Origin of the sequence: Pontibacter sp. E15-1 (genome assembly GCF_022601975.1) — a bacterium.
Taxonomy (GTDB): domain Bacteria; phylum Bacteroidota; class Bacteroidia; order Cytophagales; family Hymenobacteraceae; genus Pontibacter.
Genome location: NZ_JAKVIR010000021.1, coordinates 1 through 18,877 on the forward strand (window position 1 = coordinate 1; position 18,877 = coordinate 18,877).

The 18,877-nt window shown below is 51.5% G+C and carries 16 protein-coding genes; 12 read left to right on the forward strand and 4 right to left on the reverse strand.

The window, feature by feature from the left end; translation table 11 throughout:
- The first annotated feature begins 262 nt into the window (after positions 1 to 262).
- Positions 263 to 1,318 carry a metallophosphoesterase gene (locus tag MKJ04_RS15095; protein WP_241642484.1) on the forward strand — a complete coding sequence of 352 codons (1,056 nt, stop codon included), beginning with the start codon at positions 263 to 265 and terminating at the stop codon, positions 1,316 to 1,318.
- 23 nt (positions 1,319 to 1,341) lie between these two features.
- Here the strand turns inward: MKJ04_RS15095 and MKJ04_RS15100 are convergent, their stop codons facing one another.
- Entirely contained in the window at positions 1,342 to 2,004 is a 663-nt protein-coding gene (locus MKJ04_RS15100) for a hypothetical protein (protein WP_241642485.1), read from the reverse strand.
- Positions 2,005 to 2,643: 639 nt separating this feature from the next.
- Between MKJ04_RS15100 and MKJ04_RS15105 the strand changes: the two genes are divergently transcribed.
- The 5 genes from MKJ04_RS15105 (at position 2,644) to MKJ04_RS22970 (ending at position 10,306) form a co-directional block, all read left to right on the forward strand.
- Positions 2,644 to 4,572: a PrkA family serine protein kinase gene (locus MKJ04_RS15105; protein ID WP_241642486.1), complete on the forward strand. Its 1,929-nt coding sequence runs from the start codon at positions 2,644 to 2,646 to the stop codon at positions 4,570 to 4,572.
- 195 nt (positions 4,573 to 4,767) lie between these two features.
- The gene (locus tag MKJ04_RS15110; protein ID WP_241642487.1) at positions 4,768 to 6,033 is read left to right on the forward strand and encodes a YeaH/YhbH family protein; all 1,266 of its coding nucleotides are present in this window, start codon (positions 4,768 to 4,770) and stop codon (positions 6,031 to 6,033) included.
- Between the two features lie 535 nt (positions 6,034 to 6,568).
- Positions 6,569 to 8,086 (forward strand): SpoVR family protein, encoded by a 1,518-nt coding sequence (locus MKJ04_RS15115; RefSeq protein WP_241642488.1) that lies wholly within the window; start codon positions 6,569 to 6,571, stop codon positions 8,084 to 8,086.
- Positions 8,087 to 8,886: 800 nt separating this feature from the next.
- Entirely contained in the window at positions 8,887 to 10,173 is a 1,287-nt protein-coding gene (locus tag MKJ04_RS15120) for a serine hydrolase domain-containing protein (protein WP_241642489.1), read from the forward strand.
- A gap of 37 nt (positions 10,174 to 10,210) precedes the next feature.
- Positions 10,211 to 10,306, forward strand: coding sequence for a hypothetical protein (locus MKJ04_RS22970; protein WP_410896829.1), 96 nt, complete (start codon positions 10,211 to 10,213; stop codon positions 10,304 to 10,306).
- Here MKJ04_RS22970 and MKJ04_RS15125 read toward each other — a convergent pair.
- Positions 10,303 to 11,196 carry a phosphorothioated DNA-binding restriction endonuclease gene (locus MKJ04_RS15125; RefSeq protein WP_410896830.1) on the reverse strand — a complete coding sequence of 298 codons (894 nt, stop codon included), beginning with the start codon at positions 11,194 to 11,196 and terminating at the stop codon, positions 10,303 to 10,305. The genes MKJ04_RS22970 and MKJ04_RS15125 overlap by 4 nt on opposite strands.
- Positions 11,196 to 11,972: an HNH endonuclease gene (locus MKJ04_RS15130; protein ID WP_241642491.1), complete on the reverse strand. Its 777-nt coding sequence runs from the start codon at positions 11,970 to 11,972 to the stop codon at positions 11,196 to 11,198. The genes MKJ04_RS15125 and MKJ04_RS15130 overlap by 1 nt, the downstream gene beginning before the upstream one ends.
- Before the next feature lie 251 nt (positions 11,973 to 12,223).
- Here MKJ04_RS15130 and MKJ04_RS15135 point away from each other — a divergent pair, with 251 nt between their 5' ends.
- From MKJ04_RS15135 to MKJ04_RS15155, 5 genes are all read left to right on the forward strand, one after another.
- Positions 12,224 to 13,408 carry a serine hydrolase domain-containing protein gene (locus MKJ04_RS15135; protein WP_241642492.1) on the forward strand — a complete coding sequence of 395 codons (1,185 nt, stop codon included), beginning with the start codon at positions 12,224 to 12,226 and terminating at the stop codon, positions 13,406 to 13,408.
- A 146-nt stretch (positions 13,409 to 13,554) separates the two neighbouring features.
- Entirely contained in the window at positions 13,555 to 13,995 is a 441-nt protein-coding gene (locus MKJ04_RS15140; protein WP_241642493.1) for a hypothetical protein, read from the forward strand.
- A gap of 5 nt (positions 13,996 to 14,000) precedes the next feature.
- A complete protein-coding gene (locus MKJ04_RS15145; RefSeq protein WP_241642494.1) occupies positions 14,001 to 15,086 on the forward strand; it encodes a toxic anion resistance protein in 1,086 nt (361 codons plus the stop codon).
- Positions 15,086 to 15,259, forward strand: a complete 174-nt coding sequence (locus MKJ04_RS15150) for a hypothetical protein (protein WP_241642495.1) — start codon at positions 15,086 to 15,088, stop codon at positions 15,257 to 15,259. Before MKJ04_RS15145 ends, MKJ04_RS15150 begins: the two co-directional genes overlap by 1 nt.
- The gene (locus tag MKJ04_RS15155; protein WP_241642496.1) at positions 15,256 to 16,077 is read left to right on the forward strand and encodes a hypothetical protein; all 822 of its coding nucleotides are present in this window, start codon (positions 15,256 to 15,258) and stop codon (positions 16,075 to 16,077) included. The genes MKJ04_RS15150 and MKJ04_RS15155 overlap by 4 nt, the downstream gene beginning before the upstream one ends.
- 419 nt (positions 16,078 to 16,496) lie before the next feature.
- Here MKJ04_RS15155 and MKJ04_RS15160 read toward each other — a convergent pair whose 3' ends face one another.
- Entirely contained in the window at positions 16,497 to 17,708 is a 1,212-nt protein-coding gene (locus MKJ04_RS15160; RefSeq protein WP_241642497.1) for a GAF domain-containing sensor histidine kinase, read from the reverse strand.
- A 387-nt stretch (positions 17,709 to 18,095) separates the two neighbouring features.
- On the opposite strand from MKJ04_RS15160, the gene MKJ04_RS15165 reads away from it, so the two are divergent.
- Complete coding sequence (locus MKJ04_RS15165) at positions 18,096 to 18,851, forward strand: hypothetical protein (protein WP_241642498.1); 756 nt, start codon at positions 18,096 to 18,098, stop codon at positions 18,849 to 18,851.
- Positions 18,852 to 18,877: the final 26 nt, after the last annotated feature.

Genomic DNA, 18,877 nt, shown 5'->3' on the forward strand with positions numbered 1-18,877 from the left:
TGATTAGTTGGTCGAATAACTATCTTAACCAAAGTGGGCACTTTTTTTATCCCTAATTACCTTTTAAAACAGCTTCTTAGCGCTTGTCTCCCTGCTCACAAACCTGTACGTGTACCAGGGTATAAAACGACTCACCCACAACTTTCGCTCTAAGCAACTGCGCACGGTGGTGCGTGGGGCCTTTTGGTTTTTCTTCCTTTCGGTGCTTGTTGGCTTTTGCATCGCAATATACTTTCGCTTTTCCCAGGACCGTTCCACCCTATTGGGGCAATGGTTCTTGAACGCGTTTCTGACCTTGCTGGTGACCAAGCTGGTTTTTTTGCTGGTGCTGCTTGCCGAAGACCTGTATCGGGTGGGGGTAACGGTGTTTCGGTTTTTTGCACGCTCCTTCAGTCAAACAGCCGAGGACCAGCCAGTAAAACTGTTGCCGCCACGCCGGAAATTCATGAGCCAGCTGGGGCTCTTGTTCGCCAGCATTCCCTTCGGGGCTTTTCTCTATGGCGTCACCAAGGGCAAGTATGCCTTTACCCTGCACCGCCATACCCTGTATTTCGACGATTTGCCGGAAGCCTTTGAGGGGTTTACCATCACGCAGCTTTCTGACATACACTCCGGCAGCTTCGATGATGCGGAGGCTGTGCAGCGCGGCATTGACCTGGCGAAAGCGCAACAGTCGGATTTATATGTGTTTACGGGTGATCTGGTGAATGACCTGGCCACCGAAATAGAGCCTTGGATCCCGCGCTTCGCCCAGCTCAAGGCACCGTACGGACAGTTTTCGATTCTGGGCAACCACGATTACGGCTTATACCACGACTGGGACAGCGATGCGGTGCGGGAGGCGAACCTGGAGCGGCTAAAGCAACACCACCGCCAAATGGACTACCGCCTGCTGCTGAACGAGCACGTGACCATTGAAAAGGCAGGCGAGCAACTGGCGTTGATTGGGGTAGAGAACTGGGGCAAAGGCTTTATACAGCAGGGCGATCTGGACAAAGCCCTGGAGGGAGTAGCGCCTGGCGCATTTAAAATACTGCTCTCGCACGACCCGTCTCACTTCGAGGAGATCGTGAAGCACCACCCCAGGCAGGTACACCTCACGCTATCAGGCCATACGCACGGCATGCAGTTTGGCGTGGAGACACCCCTGTTTAAATGGAGCCCTGCGCAATACCGCTATGCCAACTGGGCAGGCCTGGCTCAGGAAAACAACCGGCAGCTCTATGTAAACCGCGGCTTCGGCTTTATCGGTTTTACGGGGCGGGTGGGTATATGGCCCGAGGTTACGGTGCTGGAGCTACGGAAGCGAAGGGCCTGAGCAAGTTGGCCGCATACCCAGCTTTATACCCTCGACCAGGGACTTATACCTGTTTCCTTCAGGCGGAAATACAGCACAAGCAGGTAGATCATATCAAAAATGAAAATGCTGACATACAGCGAAACGAGCAGGTGCGAATCAGGGAAGTAGAGGTAGAGGAGCACAGACGGAAACAGCGTGCCGACCATTTTGCAGAGCGCGATGTACAGCGATTGCCCTGCGGCACTGTTCCGCTTCAGCAACAGGCGCACAAACAGCACCGACATCAGCAGGTTCTGGCCGAAGGCCGCATACACACCGTTGTACTCGTCGAACTCGCGCGACAATTGCACGATAAATAGCGCGGCAAGCGCCAGGGTCAGCAGAAAGGTCGGGTAAAAGAGTTTTCCGGAGAGCTGCGCCGTAATTTCCTGTTTCCCATACCGCAGGTACTGTACCAAGAGGCCTACGTCGAACAGGAGCCATACATAATCGATGTAGAGCTGCGGCTTGCTGTGAGGAAAAACAAACGAGAAGATAAACTCCCAGGAGAGATTGGCACACAGCGCCACCATCGGCATGCCGTAGGTTTTGTCGATATAGCCGCGCCGCAAAATGAGCAAGTACGTGGCCGTCCAGAACAAGCCGCTGCTTATCTTAAAGACCACATCAACAACTGGGGCTACGTCAGCGGGGTTTTCTAGCATATCCGGAAGTGTTGATAGTTAAACATTTAGCAACCATTTCATTTCGGTTGCAGCCTAAAGCGGAGTTACCCGCAGACACAAAAAAAACTAAATTTCCTGCGGAAACATTGATAAAATATAATATATTTTGAATTTTAAAAATCAAATCACTGTTTCAGGAATAGCCCCGCTCTTCACTCAGGGATAGGCCACAGATGGCCCCCCGGCGTAACAGACGGCGGCGCATGACGATACGATCTCACAATAACATAGGGTGTAAAAGCGGCGTTATCAAAGATCACTTTCCCCCGCTTCCGCGCGCTATTTACAGGCTACGAAAAAAAAAGCTGTTGCAGCAGGCTACAGCCGCTTTTTAGCTAGTCTCTCTCTTTGCTGTTGCGTGCCTTCACCAACAGTATATTTACAACAGACATAACAGGATTGACAGAGGCTGAAAAAATATTTTCTGAACGGACGCGATTCCGCAAGCTTTTTGTTGTTATAAAAAAAAGTATGTTTTACATGATATATATACCATAGTGCCATATGATTCAGCTGGTTGCTTAGCGGTGGCCCACTCCAGGTAAACGTGTGTTGAGGTACTGCTAATGGCTTCCTAATTTAAAATGATTCTGACTATGTTTTAAAAGCACAATCCTTATGAACATTTTAGAAAAGATTAAGACCAATTACAGTGCTTCCATGAACGAGATGACAGTAGCTGCCTATCTCGAGGAGTGTAAGAAAGATCCGAAGGTGTTTGCGAAACCCGCAGAGCGGATTCTGGATGCCATCGGAGAGCCGGAAACCCTGGACACCCGCCAGGACCCGGTGCTAAGCAGGATCTTCTCCAACAAGAAGATTAAAATCTATCCCGCCTTCAAAGACTTTTACGGGATGGAGAGCACCATCGAGCAGATCGTGTCCTATTTCAGGCACTCGGCGCAGGGCCTGGAGGAGAAAAAGCAGATCCTATACCTGATGGGACCAGTTGGCGGCGGTAAAAGCTCGCTGGCCGAGAAGCTGAAGCACCTGATGCAGCAGCACCCTATCTATGTGCTGAAAGCAGGCGATGAGCTGAGCCCGGTGTTTGAAAGCCCGCTGGGACTGTTTGCCGATTATGCCGACGAGCTGGAGGAAGAGTACAACATTCCGGTACGCTATGTGCCGGGCTGCATGAGCCCCTGGGCCTCCAAAAGGCTACGCGAGTTCGACGGCGACATCAACCGCTTTAAGGTAATCAAGCTATACCCATCCATACAGGAGCAGATCGCGATCTCCAAGACGGAGCCGGGCGATGAGAACAACCAGGACATCTCAACACTGGTAGGTAAGGTGGACATCCGGAAGCTGGCCGAATACCAGCAGAGCGACCCGGACGCCTATTCCTATACCGGCGGGCTATGCCTGGCCAACCAGGGGTTGCTGGAGTTCGTGGAGATGTTCAAGGCTCCGATTAAGGTATTGAACCCATTGCTGACCGCCACCCAGGAGAAGAACTACAAAGGCACTGAGCCGATTGGCGCCATACCCTTCGACGGGGTTATCCTGGCGCACTCCAACGAGTCGGAATGGGCGAAGTTTCTGAACGACAAGAAAAACGAGGCCTTCCTCGACCGTATCTATAAAGTGCAGGTGCCTTACTGCCTGCGCGTGAGCGAAGAGATCAAGATCTACGAGAAGCTCATCAAAGAAAGCTCCCTGAAAGACACCCCCTGTGCACCCAAGACCATAGAGCTGCTGGCGGAATTCTCCGTTATGTCGCGGTTAAAGGAGCCTGAGAATTCTACCATCTACTCCAAGATGCGGGTATACAACGGAGAAACGCTCCGCGAGACAGACCCGAATGCCAAATCGCTGCAGGAGTACCGCGACGATGCGGGTATAAACGAGGGCATGCAGGGCATCTCGACCCGCTTTGCCTTTAAAATCCTGTCGAAGGTGTTTAATTTCGACAGCGAAGAGATAGCCGCCAACCCGGTTCACTTGCTTTATGTGCTCGAGCAGGAGGTGATCAAGATGATGCTGCCACCTGAAACTGAGACAAAGTACCTGCACCTGGTAAAATCTGTGCTGGCCAGCAAGTATGCTGAGTTCATTGCCGACGAGATCCAGAAAGCCTATATCGAATCCTATAGCTCCTACGGCCAGAACATCTTTGAGAAGTATGTGATCTTTGCCGACCACTGGATGCAGAACAACGACTACCGCGACCCAGACTCCGGCGAGATATTCGACAGGGCCATCCTGAACGCCGAGCTGGAGAAAATAGAGAAACCTGCGGGCATTGCCAACCCCAAAGACTTCCGGGCCGAGGTAACCAACTTCACGCTCCGGTATAAAGCCAACCACGCAGGCGATACCCCGCGCTGGGACTCTTATGAGAAGATCAAAAACGTGATCGAGAAGAAAATCTTCACCAACACCGAAGATTTGCTGCCTGTGGTGTCCTTCAATGCAAAATCAAACGAAGAAGACGAGAAGAAGCACCGCAACTTTACCAAGCGGATGAAGGACAGGGGGTATACCGAAAAGCAGATACGTATTCTGGTAGACTGGTTTATGCGGGTAAGAAAGACAATGGCTTAAAAGAGTTATGAGTTCCGGGTTCCGAATTCCGAATGAAGCATATTGGCCCTTATGGCTCATGCCTGTTCCGTGATGGTTTGGAAACCTGGATCTTATACTTCGTACTGAAGCCATTTTGCACGAGCAAAATTTGTTTTTATCTACCCTTAACACTAACCCGGAACCCGGAATTCGGAACTCATAACGCAACTAGCCATGAGCCATATCATCGACAGAAGGAAGAACGACAAAGGGAAATCTACCGGCAACCGGCAGAAGTTTCTGAAGCGCGTGGAAAACCAGATCAAGAGGGCTATACCCGACATCATCAGCCAGGAGAGTATAAAAGACGCCAAAGACGGAGGAAGCGTGAAAGTGCCCGTGCGCGGGCTGGAGGAGCCCAGTTTCCGGCACGACCCCAAAACAGGCAAGAAGCACCTGGTGAAGCCTGGAAACGACCGCTACAACGAGGGCGACCGGATTCCGAAACCCAAAGAGGGAAGCGGGGGCAGCGGCAAGGGCAAAGGGTCAAACAGCCCGGAGGTGACCGAAGATGAATTTACCGTGATTTTGTCGCGCGAGGAGTTTCTGAAGTATTTCTTTGATGAGCTGGCGCTGCCCAACATGGTGAAAAAGCTGATGGAGAGCACCGAGAACTTTTCGATGCGCCGCGCCGGCTATACCCGCGACAGCGTGCCCTCCCGGCTGAACATCAAGAGCAGCTACCAACAGTCGCTGGGGCGGCAGCTGGCCCTGAAAGGCGTTTTCGATCAGAAGCTGCTGAAGTTGGAGGAGTTGCTTGCCACCACTACAGACCCCGAGGAACGCGCCAACCTGGAGGAGGAGATCGCGAAAGTGAGGCGGCAAGCCAGCACCATCCCTTTCTTCGAGGACATCGACCTGCGCTACAACAACTTTGAGCGTGTGCCCATACCCATCACCTCGGCAGTGATGTTCTGTGTGATGGACGTGTCGGCCTCGATGGGCTATCATGAGAAAGACATCGCCAAGCGGTTTTTCACCCTTTTATACATCTTCCTTACCCGGCAGTATAAAAACGTGGAGCTGGTCTTCATCCGGCACCACACCGAAGCCAAGGAGGTGAGCGAAGAGGAGTTCTTTAACTCACGGGAAAGCGGCGGCACCGTGGTGGCCCCGTCCTTGGAGCTGATGGACCGGATTATCCGGGAGCGGTACGACGACAACTGGAACGTATACTGCTGCCAGGCCTCCGACGGCGACGTATGGTCGAAGCAGGATGCGCTGGAGTGCAAGCGGCTGGTGCAGGAGGTGCTTTTGCCCGAGATACAGTACATGGCCTACATCGAGATCAGCAACAAAGAGCGGGAAAGCGACCTCTGGCAGGCCTACCGCAGAGTCAGCAACGACGAGACATTCGCCATCCGGCACATCTACGAGGTGTTTGAAATATGGCCCGTGTTTCAGGGGCTCTTCGGCAAACGGAAAGAAACCGTGAGTTAGTTTGAAGACGCATGATTTTAGACACAAGACACAAGACTTTTTTGGAGGTATAGTTTACTGTGGAAGTTAAAACTGTCAAAGTTGTTGCCTTTAGGCATTTTTCAATCAGTACAGGAAACTCCCCACCTTGGATAAGGAGGGGTTAGGGGTGGTTTGACCCGGAAATGCAGAGTAACCCCTCAAAGTGATTTAACTGACGTTACGCAAAGGAGCAGCGCAGTTCTTAAAAGGCCCGGCTTGAAGAAGTAGGAAAATGAACCTTTCCTCTTCTTGCCTGATGAGAAACAGCTTCTAAAGTATCTCACAGGTGATTGTCCGCAGGGAGTGTCATCCCCCTAACCCCCTTCAAAGGGGGACAAATGAGGACATGGCGGAACCACAGTGATCTAAGTTTTACGAGACTAGAGTGTGTTGAAAAGGATAACCGAGCTAATCGTAGCGCTACCCAATCCAACCACCCCGGCCCTTCCTTATCTAAAATAGGGGAATTATCTAGAATTACGGCTGGGTACTTGACTTCTAAATCTATATGCAAATGATGGATAAAGACACATACAGAGCGATGTTTTGTAACCCGAACTGGGACTACAAAACGCTGGAGGCTGCCGACGAGGTGATCGGCAGGATCGGGAGCGAGTACCTGAAGCTGAAGACCTACCCGAACCAGATCGAGATCGTGACCTCAGAGCAGATGCTGGATGCATATGCCCTGACCGGGTTGCCCACTTCATACCCCCACTGGAAGTTCGGCAAGGATTTCGTGCTCAACCAGAACAACTATACCAAAGGGCGCATGGGCCTTTCGTATGAAATGGTGATCAACTCCAACCCCTGCATCAGCTATAACATGGAGAACAACTCCACCTGCATGATGCTGCTCGTGATTGCCCACGCCTGCCAGGGCCACAATGCCTTTTTCGCCAACAACTACATGTTCCTCGACTGGACCTCGGCCGACTCGATTGTGGATTACATGGTTTTTGCCAGGGACTTTATCATGAAGTGCGAGGAGGAGTATGGCGAGGAAGAGGTGGAGCACGTGCTGGATGCGGCCCACGCCCTGATGCACCATGGGGTAGACAAGTATAAAAAGCCTTCGAAGTTGTCGGCGAAGGAAGAGAACGAACGGCTGAAGCAGCTCACGCACGTGCGAAGGGAGAACTACGACGAGATATGGCGCACACTGCCTACCGCCCCCAATCTGCCTGAAACTCCCGGAAATGGCGAGGAGAAGAAGTTTCCGAAAGAGCCGGAAGAGAACATCCTCTACTTCATTGAGAAATACGCCCCTTCGCTGCCCTCCTGGAAACGCGAGATTATCCGGATCGTGCGGAAGGTGTCGCAGTACTTTTTCCCGCAGGGCGCCACCAAAGTAATGAACGAGGGCTTCGCTACGTTCACGCACTACCATATCATAAACAAGCTTTTCGACGAGGGCTACGTGAACGACGGATTCATGCTGGAGTTCCTTAAAAACCACAGTGGCGTGCTCTACCAACCGGAGTACAACAGCAAATATTATTCAGGACTCAACCCCTATACCCTCGGCTACAACATCTTCACAGACATCAAGCGCATTTGCCAGGAGCCTACCGCAGAGGACAAGCTGTGGTTCCCAAACCTGGTCGGGAAGGACTGGCTGGAGCAGGTGCATTATGTGATGGAGAACTTCCGCGACGACAGCTTTATCCTCCAGTACCTCTCACCCAAGGTAATCCGGGACATGAAGCTCTTTACCATCGTGGATGATGAGCAGGAGGACGCTTACGAGATCGGTGCCATCCATAACGAGCGGGGGTACCGGAAAGTGCGGGAGCAACTGAGCACACAGTACGACCGCTCCTACCACGTGCCCAACATACAGGTAACCAAAGTTGACCTGCACAAAACCAGTAAACTGCACCTGACCCATTACGTCCAGAAAGACCGCCGCCTCGATGCCGAAAGTGCTCAGGAAACGCTCACCCATATCCGCTACCTGTGGGGCTTCCCGGTAGAGTTGCATTCCAAAAACAAGTTGGGTATAAACGAGAGTACTTTTGAGGTGAAGTAAAGCCAGCGTGCTTCAGAGGCGCGCAACGTTGCTAGTTTTGCGTAAGCTCTAGCATGCAAAAATGTGCTTCTCTATCTCTCTAACGCTCAATCGGACAATTAAGCTAAAGCTCATTCGGACTTCCCAGTCCGAATGCCACCTGCCGGGGACTTCCTAGTCCCCGTTTCTATATACCCAAACACACAAACAAGTATATCCGGCACAGGCATAGCCCTCACCGTCTCATCGATTTCTGCCTCACTATAAATTGGATAGCACACATGCCGTTTACCTTTTAGCATTGTAATTCCTCTTCGCTTTTTATATTGTCAGCCAGTATTTAGTACCGCTACTCCTGGCATCCTATACATATGCATTTGGGAAGAATACTATACGGGGATTAGGAAATCCCCGGCAGGTGGCTTTCAGACTAGGAAGTCTGAAAGAGCGGAAATATGTGGAACTATACCTTCCTACCACTTGATATTGGTAGGTAGCGAGATTTGTTTTATAGACTCGCGGTGAAGACACAAGAGAACCTAATATCAATTGATAAGCGCATACAGCTTTGTCTTTCAAGTAGTGCAATTCCCCTCGTGGGGGTAGGGGCCCTCTTGGGAGGGGTAGGGGTGGGTTATTTTGCACTTCCACATGCACAGAAGCCATTTGATAAAAACGGTATAACTATACCGTTGGTGACAAAAAATGAAATAGTGGCAGCGTATAGCGCAGAATAACCGGAAAAATTATATATATTGTTGTTGGAGGGATAGGCATTCGGGAAGAAGATACATTTTTACCACACCTTGAAACGCTTGTCCATGAAAAACCTAATCATCCTGCTGCTCTCCCTTGCATTTTCAGCGAATGCGCAGACCAATTCCATCCACAAATCAAAACCCTTAACGGAGGGGTCGCCGGAAAAGGTTGGCCTGTCGCCGGAGCGCCTGCAACGGATTGACGCCATGCTGCAGGAGGCCGTTGCAGACGGAGACATACCGGGGGCAGTGGCATTGGTGGCGCGCAACGGGAAGATCGTATACCATAAAGCCTTTGGCCTGGCCGACAACGCGTCGGGGCAGGAGCTGAAACGGGATGCCATTTTCCGGATTGCCTCGCAAACCAAGGCTATTACGTCCACCGCCGTGATGATGCTCTGGGAAGAAGGGCGGTTCCAGCTGGACGACCCTATCTCAAAGTATATCCCTGAGTTTAAAAACCCACAGGTCCTCAGGACTTTTCAGTATAGCGACACCAGCTACACGAGCGTTCCGGCCACCAAAGAAATCACGATCCGGCATTTGCTGACGCATACCTCCGGCCTCGGGTATGGAGCCATCGACGGAGACGAGCGCTTCCGGATGCTCTACCGCAAGGCAGGCGTGACCGACCTGTTCACCACAGAAAATATCAGTATCGGGGAAAGCGTCAAAAGGCTCGCGGCATTGCCCTTGCACCATACCCCCGGCGAAAAGTATACCTACAGCGAGGGATTGGATGTGCTGGGTTATTTTGTTGAGGTAATGTCGGGGATGCCCTTTGATGTTTTTCTGCGGAAACGCCTGTTCGAGCCGCTCGGTATGCACGACACCTGGTTTTATCTGCCGCAGGACAAAGCCAAGCGCCTGGTGTCGGTGCAACGGCGGGAGGAAGGAGAGTGGCGCCGCTTCCCGGTTACGTTTTATGACCCGGATTACCCGGTGAAAGGTGCGCGGCAGTTCTTCTCGGGAGGCGCAGGGCTCTCCAGCACAGCCACAGACTATGCCACCTTTCTGCAAATGTATCTGAACGGGGGAGAGTTGAACGGGAAACGCTTTCTCAGCCGGACCACCATACAGGCCATGATGGGCAACCAGATTGGCGACCTCTGGGAAGGAACCGGAAGGCACTACGGACTGGCCTTCGGTGTGCAGAACCAGAAGGGGCAGGACATGGGAGGGAATGGCAGCCTGGGCACCTTCGATTGGGGAGGCTACTTCAACACACAGTATTTCGCAGACCCAAAGGAGAATATCATCGGCATCCTGATGAAACAGACGCAGGGCACCACATCCGATGACACCGGTTGGAAGTTCCGCCTCCTGGTCGGACAGTCAGTAGATGATTGAGAGCACAAGCCTGGGGTTTCTAGATAAACACTAAAAGATTGCTTATCGCAACAGCTTTTACTGGGGCGGCCATTTCTCGCGCCAGGACGGGATGCACTTTGAGGTGGCGCGGCTGCTGAGAGGAGTTAGCTAAACTTCTCTGTAACCGCCTTTAAAAACCTCGTTCACGTGCCAGATGGTGAAGTCGGGGTTTGGGTAAAAGGCTTTTTTCTGAGGCGGTTTGATGGTTTTGCCCTCATGCCGGAGCAACCATTCCTGTGCACCTACGCCATTCACTTCATCCGACACCAGCAATTTAAGCTCGGCGGTAACGGTAAACGCACCCATGTCAAAAAGCTTGTGGTGCGTGGCGCAAAGCGCCAGCCCGTTTACCTCCACATCCGGGCCGCCAGCCTGATGCCACATGATATGCGCGGCTTCTAGCGCAAGCAGCTGGTGTCGAAGCCTGACACTAAAGCCACATACTGCGCACTGGTACTCATACGCTTTCAGAATACTTTCCCGGAAAAGCGGGTCTCTCCTGCGCGCCCTTTTCACATCGCTCCCTGACTGAGCAGTCGTTATATCCAAACCGACAGAATCTAAAATATCATGGTGCAGTGTCTCTGGGAAATTTTGTTCAAGTATAGCTTCAGCAATTTGCTTTATCAGATCAGGGCTGTTGCTTAGCTGTTGTATCACCTCATCAGGAAATTTGCCCTGCAAGTCATGGTCGCGCAGAAACCTAGAACTATAATCCTGCTTTGTATCCAGCAACTGGGGTTTATCAAACTGCCAAAGCTTATCATTGGCCAGCTTGGTGAAGGGAAGGTTTGGATACTGTGTTTTACGTTGCGGTCCGAAGTCAAGTAATAAGTCCTTAAGCTTCGGTTCAATGGTGGAATAAGGTATAAACCCCTTATTCCCTCTCTGAATCTCTCCCAAAGCCAGCAGCATAAGCAACGGCTTGTGCGGTGCCCGAGTGCCTCTACTTTTCCAGGTGTTGATGTTCTGAAAGTGGGAGAGGAGATCTGTGTTTGTTATCAAGATATAAACCTTTCATTATTATGGTACTCAAGAAACTCTTTGGCTGGTAAAAATTTCGATGGTAAAATTATATCTCTGTCATCATATTTGAGAAAGTAATCTTGGACAATGTCTTTGTCATTCTTCTGATCTTTTAATGAAGATGAAATTCTGATCTTATAATCAGGAGTAATTGTGAGTAAGCCCGTTTCAAATGCCTTATCGTGTAAAGCATTAATCGCTATTCCATTTCTCGGATTCAAACGATTGTTCTCATCTACTCCCCAAGAAACAATATGACCAGCAATTAATAAAGAAGAACATTTCAGTCCGGTTATGCAGCAAGTAAAATTATAGGCAGAAAGAACAGTCCGTCGGAAAAAGTTTTGATTGACTCTAACTTTTACAATTTGTTCTCTTACTTTACCTTCTGTAGGTAATTCTGCTTCCTCAATATTATTTATGGCTTCAACAGTAGATTGCTCAAGATTTGCACGGAGCTTTTCACTTTCATATGGAAGTTCATCCCAATTTTGATAAAACTCACGCCATATTTCTCTATCAAGTTTACTCGTATTCTGAGCTCCTTTGATACCTCTCGCTTGTAGGCTTGGATCAAGACTAGCAAAATTTACAAGTTTGTAAGCAACAGAGCTTGGTGTTCTACTAATAAATTGGGCTAAACGAATTACTTCGGGATTACCCTTATGAAGCTTCCCAAAAGGTATTTTGCAATAAAGATTTATAGCTAAAATTAATTCATCTCTTGTCCATAGATTGCGCCCTTGTTTCATAGATTTTTAAGTATAGGATATTTCCCAAGAAAGTTTTTTGCACGCATACCTTTAGCCAATCGTTCTACTATTTCAGGAGACTAACAAAGCCCTTTTTTTCTTGATTTTCATTTTGAGATTAGTTAATATATTTTTAATAGATATAAAAATCAATCTTAAATAATTTAAGTTTTAACACCTTTTTTATAGATAAAACTGCAACAGATTACACTTCGTATTCTAAAAATTCTATTATAAACACAAAAAGGCTCATGATAAAACTGTGTTTTTCCATCCTCTTCCTCCTCACCATCCTCCCTCTCTCAATCCACGCCCAAACCATAACCAGACTCGACGGCTCCAAAATCACATCTACAGCCCTTGACCAAAAGATCCAGCAACTAATGGAAGCTGCCGAGGTGCAGGGTATGGCGGTTACGGTATTCAACAAAAATAGCCCGGTGTATAAGAAAGCCTTTGGCTACAGGCGCCTCGATACGAAAGAGCCGATCAGAACCGGCACAAACTTTTATGGGGCCTCGCTGAGCAAGGCGGTGTTTGCGGTGCTCGTCATGAAGATGGTGGAAGAAGGGGTGCTGGACCTGGACAAACCCTTGCAGGACTACTTGCCTAAGCCCATTTATACCTACACGCCCGCTACCAAATGGCACGATGACTTCAGTGACCTGAAAGAAGACACGCGCTATCAGAAAATAACGGCCCGTATGGCGCTGGCCCATACCACAGGCTTCCCTAACTGGCGATGGTTTGAGCCAGATCAGAAGTTGCGTGTGAAGTTTGAGCCAGGCACCAGGTATAGTTACTCAGGGGAGGGGATGGTATACCTGCAAGTAGTGCTTGAAAAGATCACGGGCAAGCCGTTGGAGGAGTTGGTGCAGGAGAAGGTGTTTGGGCCTGCGGGCATGAAGCAGTCGGCTTATACCTGGCAGCCACGCTTTGAAAAGGAGTACGCGCTCGGGCATAAAACAAGCGGCGAACTTTACCAGAAAGACAAGGACAACGAAGCCAGATCGGCCAGCACCCTCGAAACTACTCTTGACGATTATACCTTGTTCATGGAGGCGGTGCTGCGGCACAAGATACTGAAGCCGGCTACCACAGCGGCCATGTTCTCCCCGCAGATCCGGATTCGGTCTTCGCAGCAGTTCGGGCCTTTGAGCCAGCGCGATACCACAGCCAACGACGCCATTGCCCTAAGCTACGGGCTGGGCTGGGGCCTCCTAACGTCGCCTTACGGCACGGGGGCATTCAAAGAAGGCCACGGCGATGGCTTTCAGCACTATTCCATTATCTTCCCGGAGCAGGGCACCGGCATCCTGATACTCAGTAACAGCGACAACGCGGAAAGCGTTTTCAAAGAGCTGCTCGAAACAGCCATCGGCGACACCTATACCCCCTGGTATTGGGAAAATTACATCCCCTATAACCCCAGGTAAGCACAGCTCGCTTCCGCTATGCGTGCCCACAGCAGGGCAGCTCTTTTCCGCCTTGGGCAAGTAGTCGTCATGTTGCCCGACGCATTCGCCTTGATACCCGTATAGCGCGTATATAATATGTATAGGGATCTAACGCAAACACATCTATGTTGATTTTTTGGATGCTCGTGATAGGGGCAATAGTCGGGTATTTGTATGGCTACTACCTGAAACCGAACCGGCAGTTGCGGAAAGCGATACAGGCTGCCCAGGCAACTGGTGCCGCTTTGCTGGAGGAAGGCCACAAAGGCGTGTATAGCACCACCGTGACAGAGCAAAACCAGTCGTCGGAGTTGGTGGTGGAGGTGCAGGAACTGGCAGTGACGGAGGCTGGCAAAGTGAAAGTGACGTATCTAAGCGCCTTTTATAAAAACCCCGTGTTCAGAACCAGAAAAGGAGAGGCCCTGCTGCGGGAAGTGCGCGATTTATTAGGAGATTACCTGCCTATAAGCGATATTGAATGGTATGAGAACTCGGCGCGCCAGGCCAGCATCAGGCAGCGCCTAAACTCGTTAGACAACCTACACCAACAACAACTGGGAGAATAAGCACTATGGAAAACACCAACCTATCTGCCGCCGAGAACAAAGAGCAGCTACAGCAGCGCGCCAAAGACATCGCCGCCACTATTGACCCCTCCAAGCCCGAAACCCTGACCAACTTCGGGGTTGAGACGCAGCGCAAGCTGGGCTACTACTCCAACGAGCTCCTGACTAAGGTGAAAGCCAAGGACTCCGGCGACGCTGGGGCGGCCATTAACGAGCTGCTCACCCAGATCAACATGATCCGGATAGACGAGGAGGAGAAGCGCGGCCTGCTGTCGCGGCTTCCTTTCGTCAAGAAGATAAAAGACCGCTCGCAGCGCATCGCCACCCAGTATAACTCCATTTCGGAGAACGTGGACGATGTGGTGGTGAAGCTGGAGAAAACCCGCCAGACAATACTGAAAGACGGCACCACGCTGGAGGTGATGTTTCAGCAGGCAGTAGAGTACATACACGAGGTGCGCGCCGTGATTGCTGCCGGAAAGCTGAAGATAGAGGAGCTGGAAACCGAAGCCATCCCGGCCCTGCAGACAGAGGTAGAGGCCAGCAACCAGGACGAGCTGGTGGTGCAGCGCCTCAGCGACCTAGTGGCCTTCAAAGACCGCCTCGAGAAGAAAGTGTATGACCTGACGCTCTCCCATACCATCGCCACGCAGTCGATGCCGCAAATTCGGATGATCCAGACCACCAACGAGGTGCTCGCCCAGAAGATCCAGAACTCCATCGTGACCGTGATCCCGGTATGGCGCCAGCAGGTGGCCATCGCGCTGGGGCTGGAGAAGCAGCGCAAGGCCTTGGAGATCCAGAAAAAGGTGACCGACACCACCAACGAGATGCTGCTCAAGAACTCGCAGCTCCTGAAGACCAACGTGGTGAACGCCGCCAAGGAAAACGAGCGCGGCATCGTGGACGTGGACACGCTCAAGAAGGTGAACCGCGACATGGTGGAAACGCTTGACGCCGTGCTGAAGGCCTCGGAAGAAGGAAGCCGCAAGCGGGCCGAAGCGGTGAAAGAACTGGCCGAGGTGCAGGAGGAGCTCAACAACAAGATCATCGGAACCTTCGGTAAATCAAAGAAAATTGAAACGGAATAATGCCTGACACCACCAAAGACCATACGCCCGACACCCTCCTGACCCAGGAGCAGGAATATATTCTGGAGCACTACCTCCTTACCCTCGACAATTATTACGAAGGCCTGCAGGCGGCCGAAAAGCTGCAGGTGGAAATAGAGACGCAGCACCTGAAAAGGATTTTGGATATATGATCGGGTTTCTGCGTTCTATTTTTGGGATGGAGGAAACAGCCGGTACCCGGACGGTGGCCGGGTCACCGGGGAACCCTGACGCGAAGGATACTGCCTATCTGCGCGAGTCGAAGCGGCGACTGAACGAGCTGCATCACCTCGTCGACAGGTATAAAGGCACCCAGCATTCCGCACAGCTACAGGCGGTGTATGAGAAAACCAAGCGCATCCATACCTACCTCGCAGACAAGCAGAAATGGTATGAGCTGGAGGTGTTTCACCTGCAGCACACAGACCATTTCCTGAGCACGTATACCGTGATTATGGACGCGCATCAGCAGCACCGCAAGGCTGCCCACCGGAGTGCCACCGCCCGCGCCAGCGCGGCCGTCCGGAGAGCCGCGTCAGGGCTGTTCCGCAGCGACCGCAAGGAAGTGAAGGCCGTGCAGCAAACCAATCGGGAAACCAGCCAGCGCGCCCTCCGCGACCTTACCGAGGCCAACGCCAAGGTGCCGCAGCTGACTTTGCCACATATCTCTATCAACACGTTCGCGAAGGTTGCCTACCTGCAGGAGGGGCCGTCCGGCACGTTGACGACCCATGAGATTGGCTTTACGTCTACCACTGAAGAGAAAACCGAGTTTATCGCCTACATTTCGGAGCGGCTGGGCCTGGAGCACATCACTTATGTAGGCAACGCGATAGCAGAATTACCGACCCAACACACAGACCAGCCCATCGAGATGGTGCCCGTCATTCATTGGAACGGCTGCCCCTACGCCATTAACCTCGAAGACGAGCGCCTCTTCCCCGTCCGGACCTACCGCAACTCACGCTAAACAGCGTCAGCAAGGTATTCCCCGCATCATGCGCAAATGCTGGGCCTCTGGCCCAGTCGGGTAACATACCCGACTTTATTGAGAGACACGGATTATAAATCCGCGCCATGGTAAAAATCCTCTGATCCCCTAAAACAAAACTCCCCTCCTTATTTTCAAGGAGGGGCAGGGGGTGGTCTTACATCAACTAATTCTTACACAGGTACTTCATATCCCTAGCAAATAGTTTTTACGCATGAGTATTGCTCATCCGGAAGAAGAATAAATTGTAAGGCGTAAATTCTGTTTGATAACGGTATAAAATACAGACTATGCATCCGGCCTTTGCTCAAGCCGAAGCGTGAACAGGGCGCGGCCAATCCCATTAAATTCATACACTGCAATGGCTCATAGGTATGACCTATCGCTTGTTTTAACAATCAATCAATCGGCAGCCTCACATCGATCGTAGAGCCCTGGCCAGGGACAGATTGAATGGCGATGGTGCCTTTGAGTGTCTCGATGAGGTATTTGACAAGAGGAAGTCCAAAGCCATACCCCTGCTCACCCTTTGTGCCTTCGGTGGAGGAGGAGGTGCCTTTGAGGAAGTCTTCGATAAGCTTTTGGTCGAGCCCCACGCCGGTGTCGCTCACCTGGATGTGCAGCGTCTTGGTGCCTTCGCCAAAAAACAGGTCCAGGGCTACCGTCACGCGTCCTTCGGCAGGCGTAAATTTGATAGCATTTGAAATCAGGTTGCCCGTGATCTGGAGCAGCTTGTTTTTGGGGAACGGAACGATATCGTTCACAGGGTTTACCAGCACCTCGAAGGCAACTTCTTTGGTTCTGGCCTGCGGCACGTAAAGTTTCTCGAGCTTATCTTTAAGCACCAACAGGTTAAACTCGTGCTCTTCGAGTTCAGGGCTTTTTTCAGGAGACTTCACATCGGAGCTCAGGATTTCGTCGGCCAGTTCGAGCAGCGTGTTGCCGCTTTTCTGGATCAGGTTGATGAACTGCAACACATCTTCCAGTTTGTTGCTGTCGCCCCGCTTGCTGATGAGTTGCGCTAGGCCGATAATGCCCCCGATAGGCCCGCGTATATCATGCGCCACGCGCTTCTTCACCTCCGTGGCCTCGTTCAGGTTGTGCCGCAGCGACTGGATAGTGTGCAGCATGGCAATCCGGTTCACGATCTCATCGGCAATGATTTTCAGCAGCTCGATCTTCTCGGGGTTAAGCGATTTAACTTCTTTGTCGAGCACGCACAGGGCCCCGATGCTGAGCCCCTGCGGGGTAATAAGCGGCAAGCCAAAGTAATAGCGGAAGTTAGGGTCCTGCTTCACGTAGAACTTGTCTTTAAAACGCACGTCCGCGTGCAAATCTTTCACCTCAAACTGCCCCGGCCCCATGATGGTATACTGGCACACCGACTCTTCGCGGGGCATTTGCTCCAGCGGGAACCCGTGGTTGGAAACCGTCCACTGGGTGAAGGAGTCGATCAGGTTCAGAAACGAAATATCGGTTCCGGCAACCCGTGCGGCAAGCTTAGTCAGATCCTTGAACTTGTCGTTCAGGTTCGAGTAATCGAGGTCAAGCTCCGAAAGGCCGAGTACCCGATCAAACTCATTTTCAGGTATAGGCAAGGTAAGGGTCAAGTGCGGTGATGTTAGTATTCGTCGCGCAAATGTAACAAAAAACCGGAATTAAAGGGTTCTCCGCAACAATCCTGACAGTATTAAAAGTAATGCTACCAGCATGTTATAACACTTTTACAGCTAGTGTTATATATCCCCTCCAAATCTGCAAAACTTCTCTCCATAGGCGGCAGCTAACACCTTCCCTTACGTGCCGCGTCCTGGCAGCCATACCTCATTCATCCTTCTTTTAAGCGAAACGCATTTCGTGGCAGGGGCAACAATTTCTGTCGTTCCGAAACAGATTTCGGCATACCCCCTCAAATTTCGCCGCATTCGGCCTTTAAAAAGCTGGTATAGTCCTTGGCTAAACAGGTTAAGTACAATCATAACTTTAATCATACCACTATGCACGACATCGATCGCACTTTAAGGGAACAAGAGTATGCTGATGAAATGGAATTTGATCAGGAGCTCAACGACGAGGCCAACCAAGGGTATGGCTATGAGATGGACGAACTGGGGGGCGACGGCTTCGGAAACGAAACGGACCAAAGCTTCAGCCAGGAATTTGATTTGGAGTTTTTATACCAGAACGAGGACGAGCTGCCCGACAGCCTGGAGATGGAGCTGGCCTATGAGCTGCTCAGTGTCAGCAACGAGCAGGAGCTGGATCAGTTTCTGGGCAAGCTGGTTCGCAGGGCGGGGCGCGCCGTGGGCAAGTTTGCCCGCTCCTCGGCTGGCCGTGCCATTGGGGGTATCCTGAAGAAGGTGGCCAAGGGGGCGCTGCCTATCGCGGGCAAAGCTCTGGGCACGTTTGTGGGAGGCCCGTTGGGCGGGGCCCTCGGCGGAAAGCTGGGCAGTATGGCCTCGAACTTATTTGAGCTGGAGCTGGAGGGTATGAGCCCCGAAGACCAGGAGCTTGAGGTATCCAAAGCCTACGTGCGCTTCGCTAACAACGCCCTGCGTCAGGGTGCAGCCGTCGCCCGGAAAAACCCGGGAGCAGCGGCCAGCCAGATTGCGCGTGCGGCAATCCGAAAATCAGCCAGCCGGTATGCCCCGGGTCTGATTTCCAGAGGAGGCGCAAGTGGCCAATCGGTAAGCCTGGCCCGCAAGGGTACCTGGATGCGAAGAGGCAAAACCATCGTGCTATATGGTTTTTGAGTGACTGAAGCAGTGTTAACGATAAC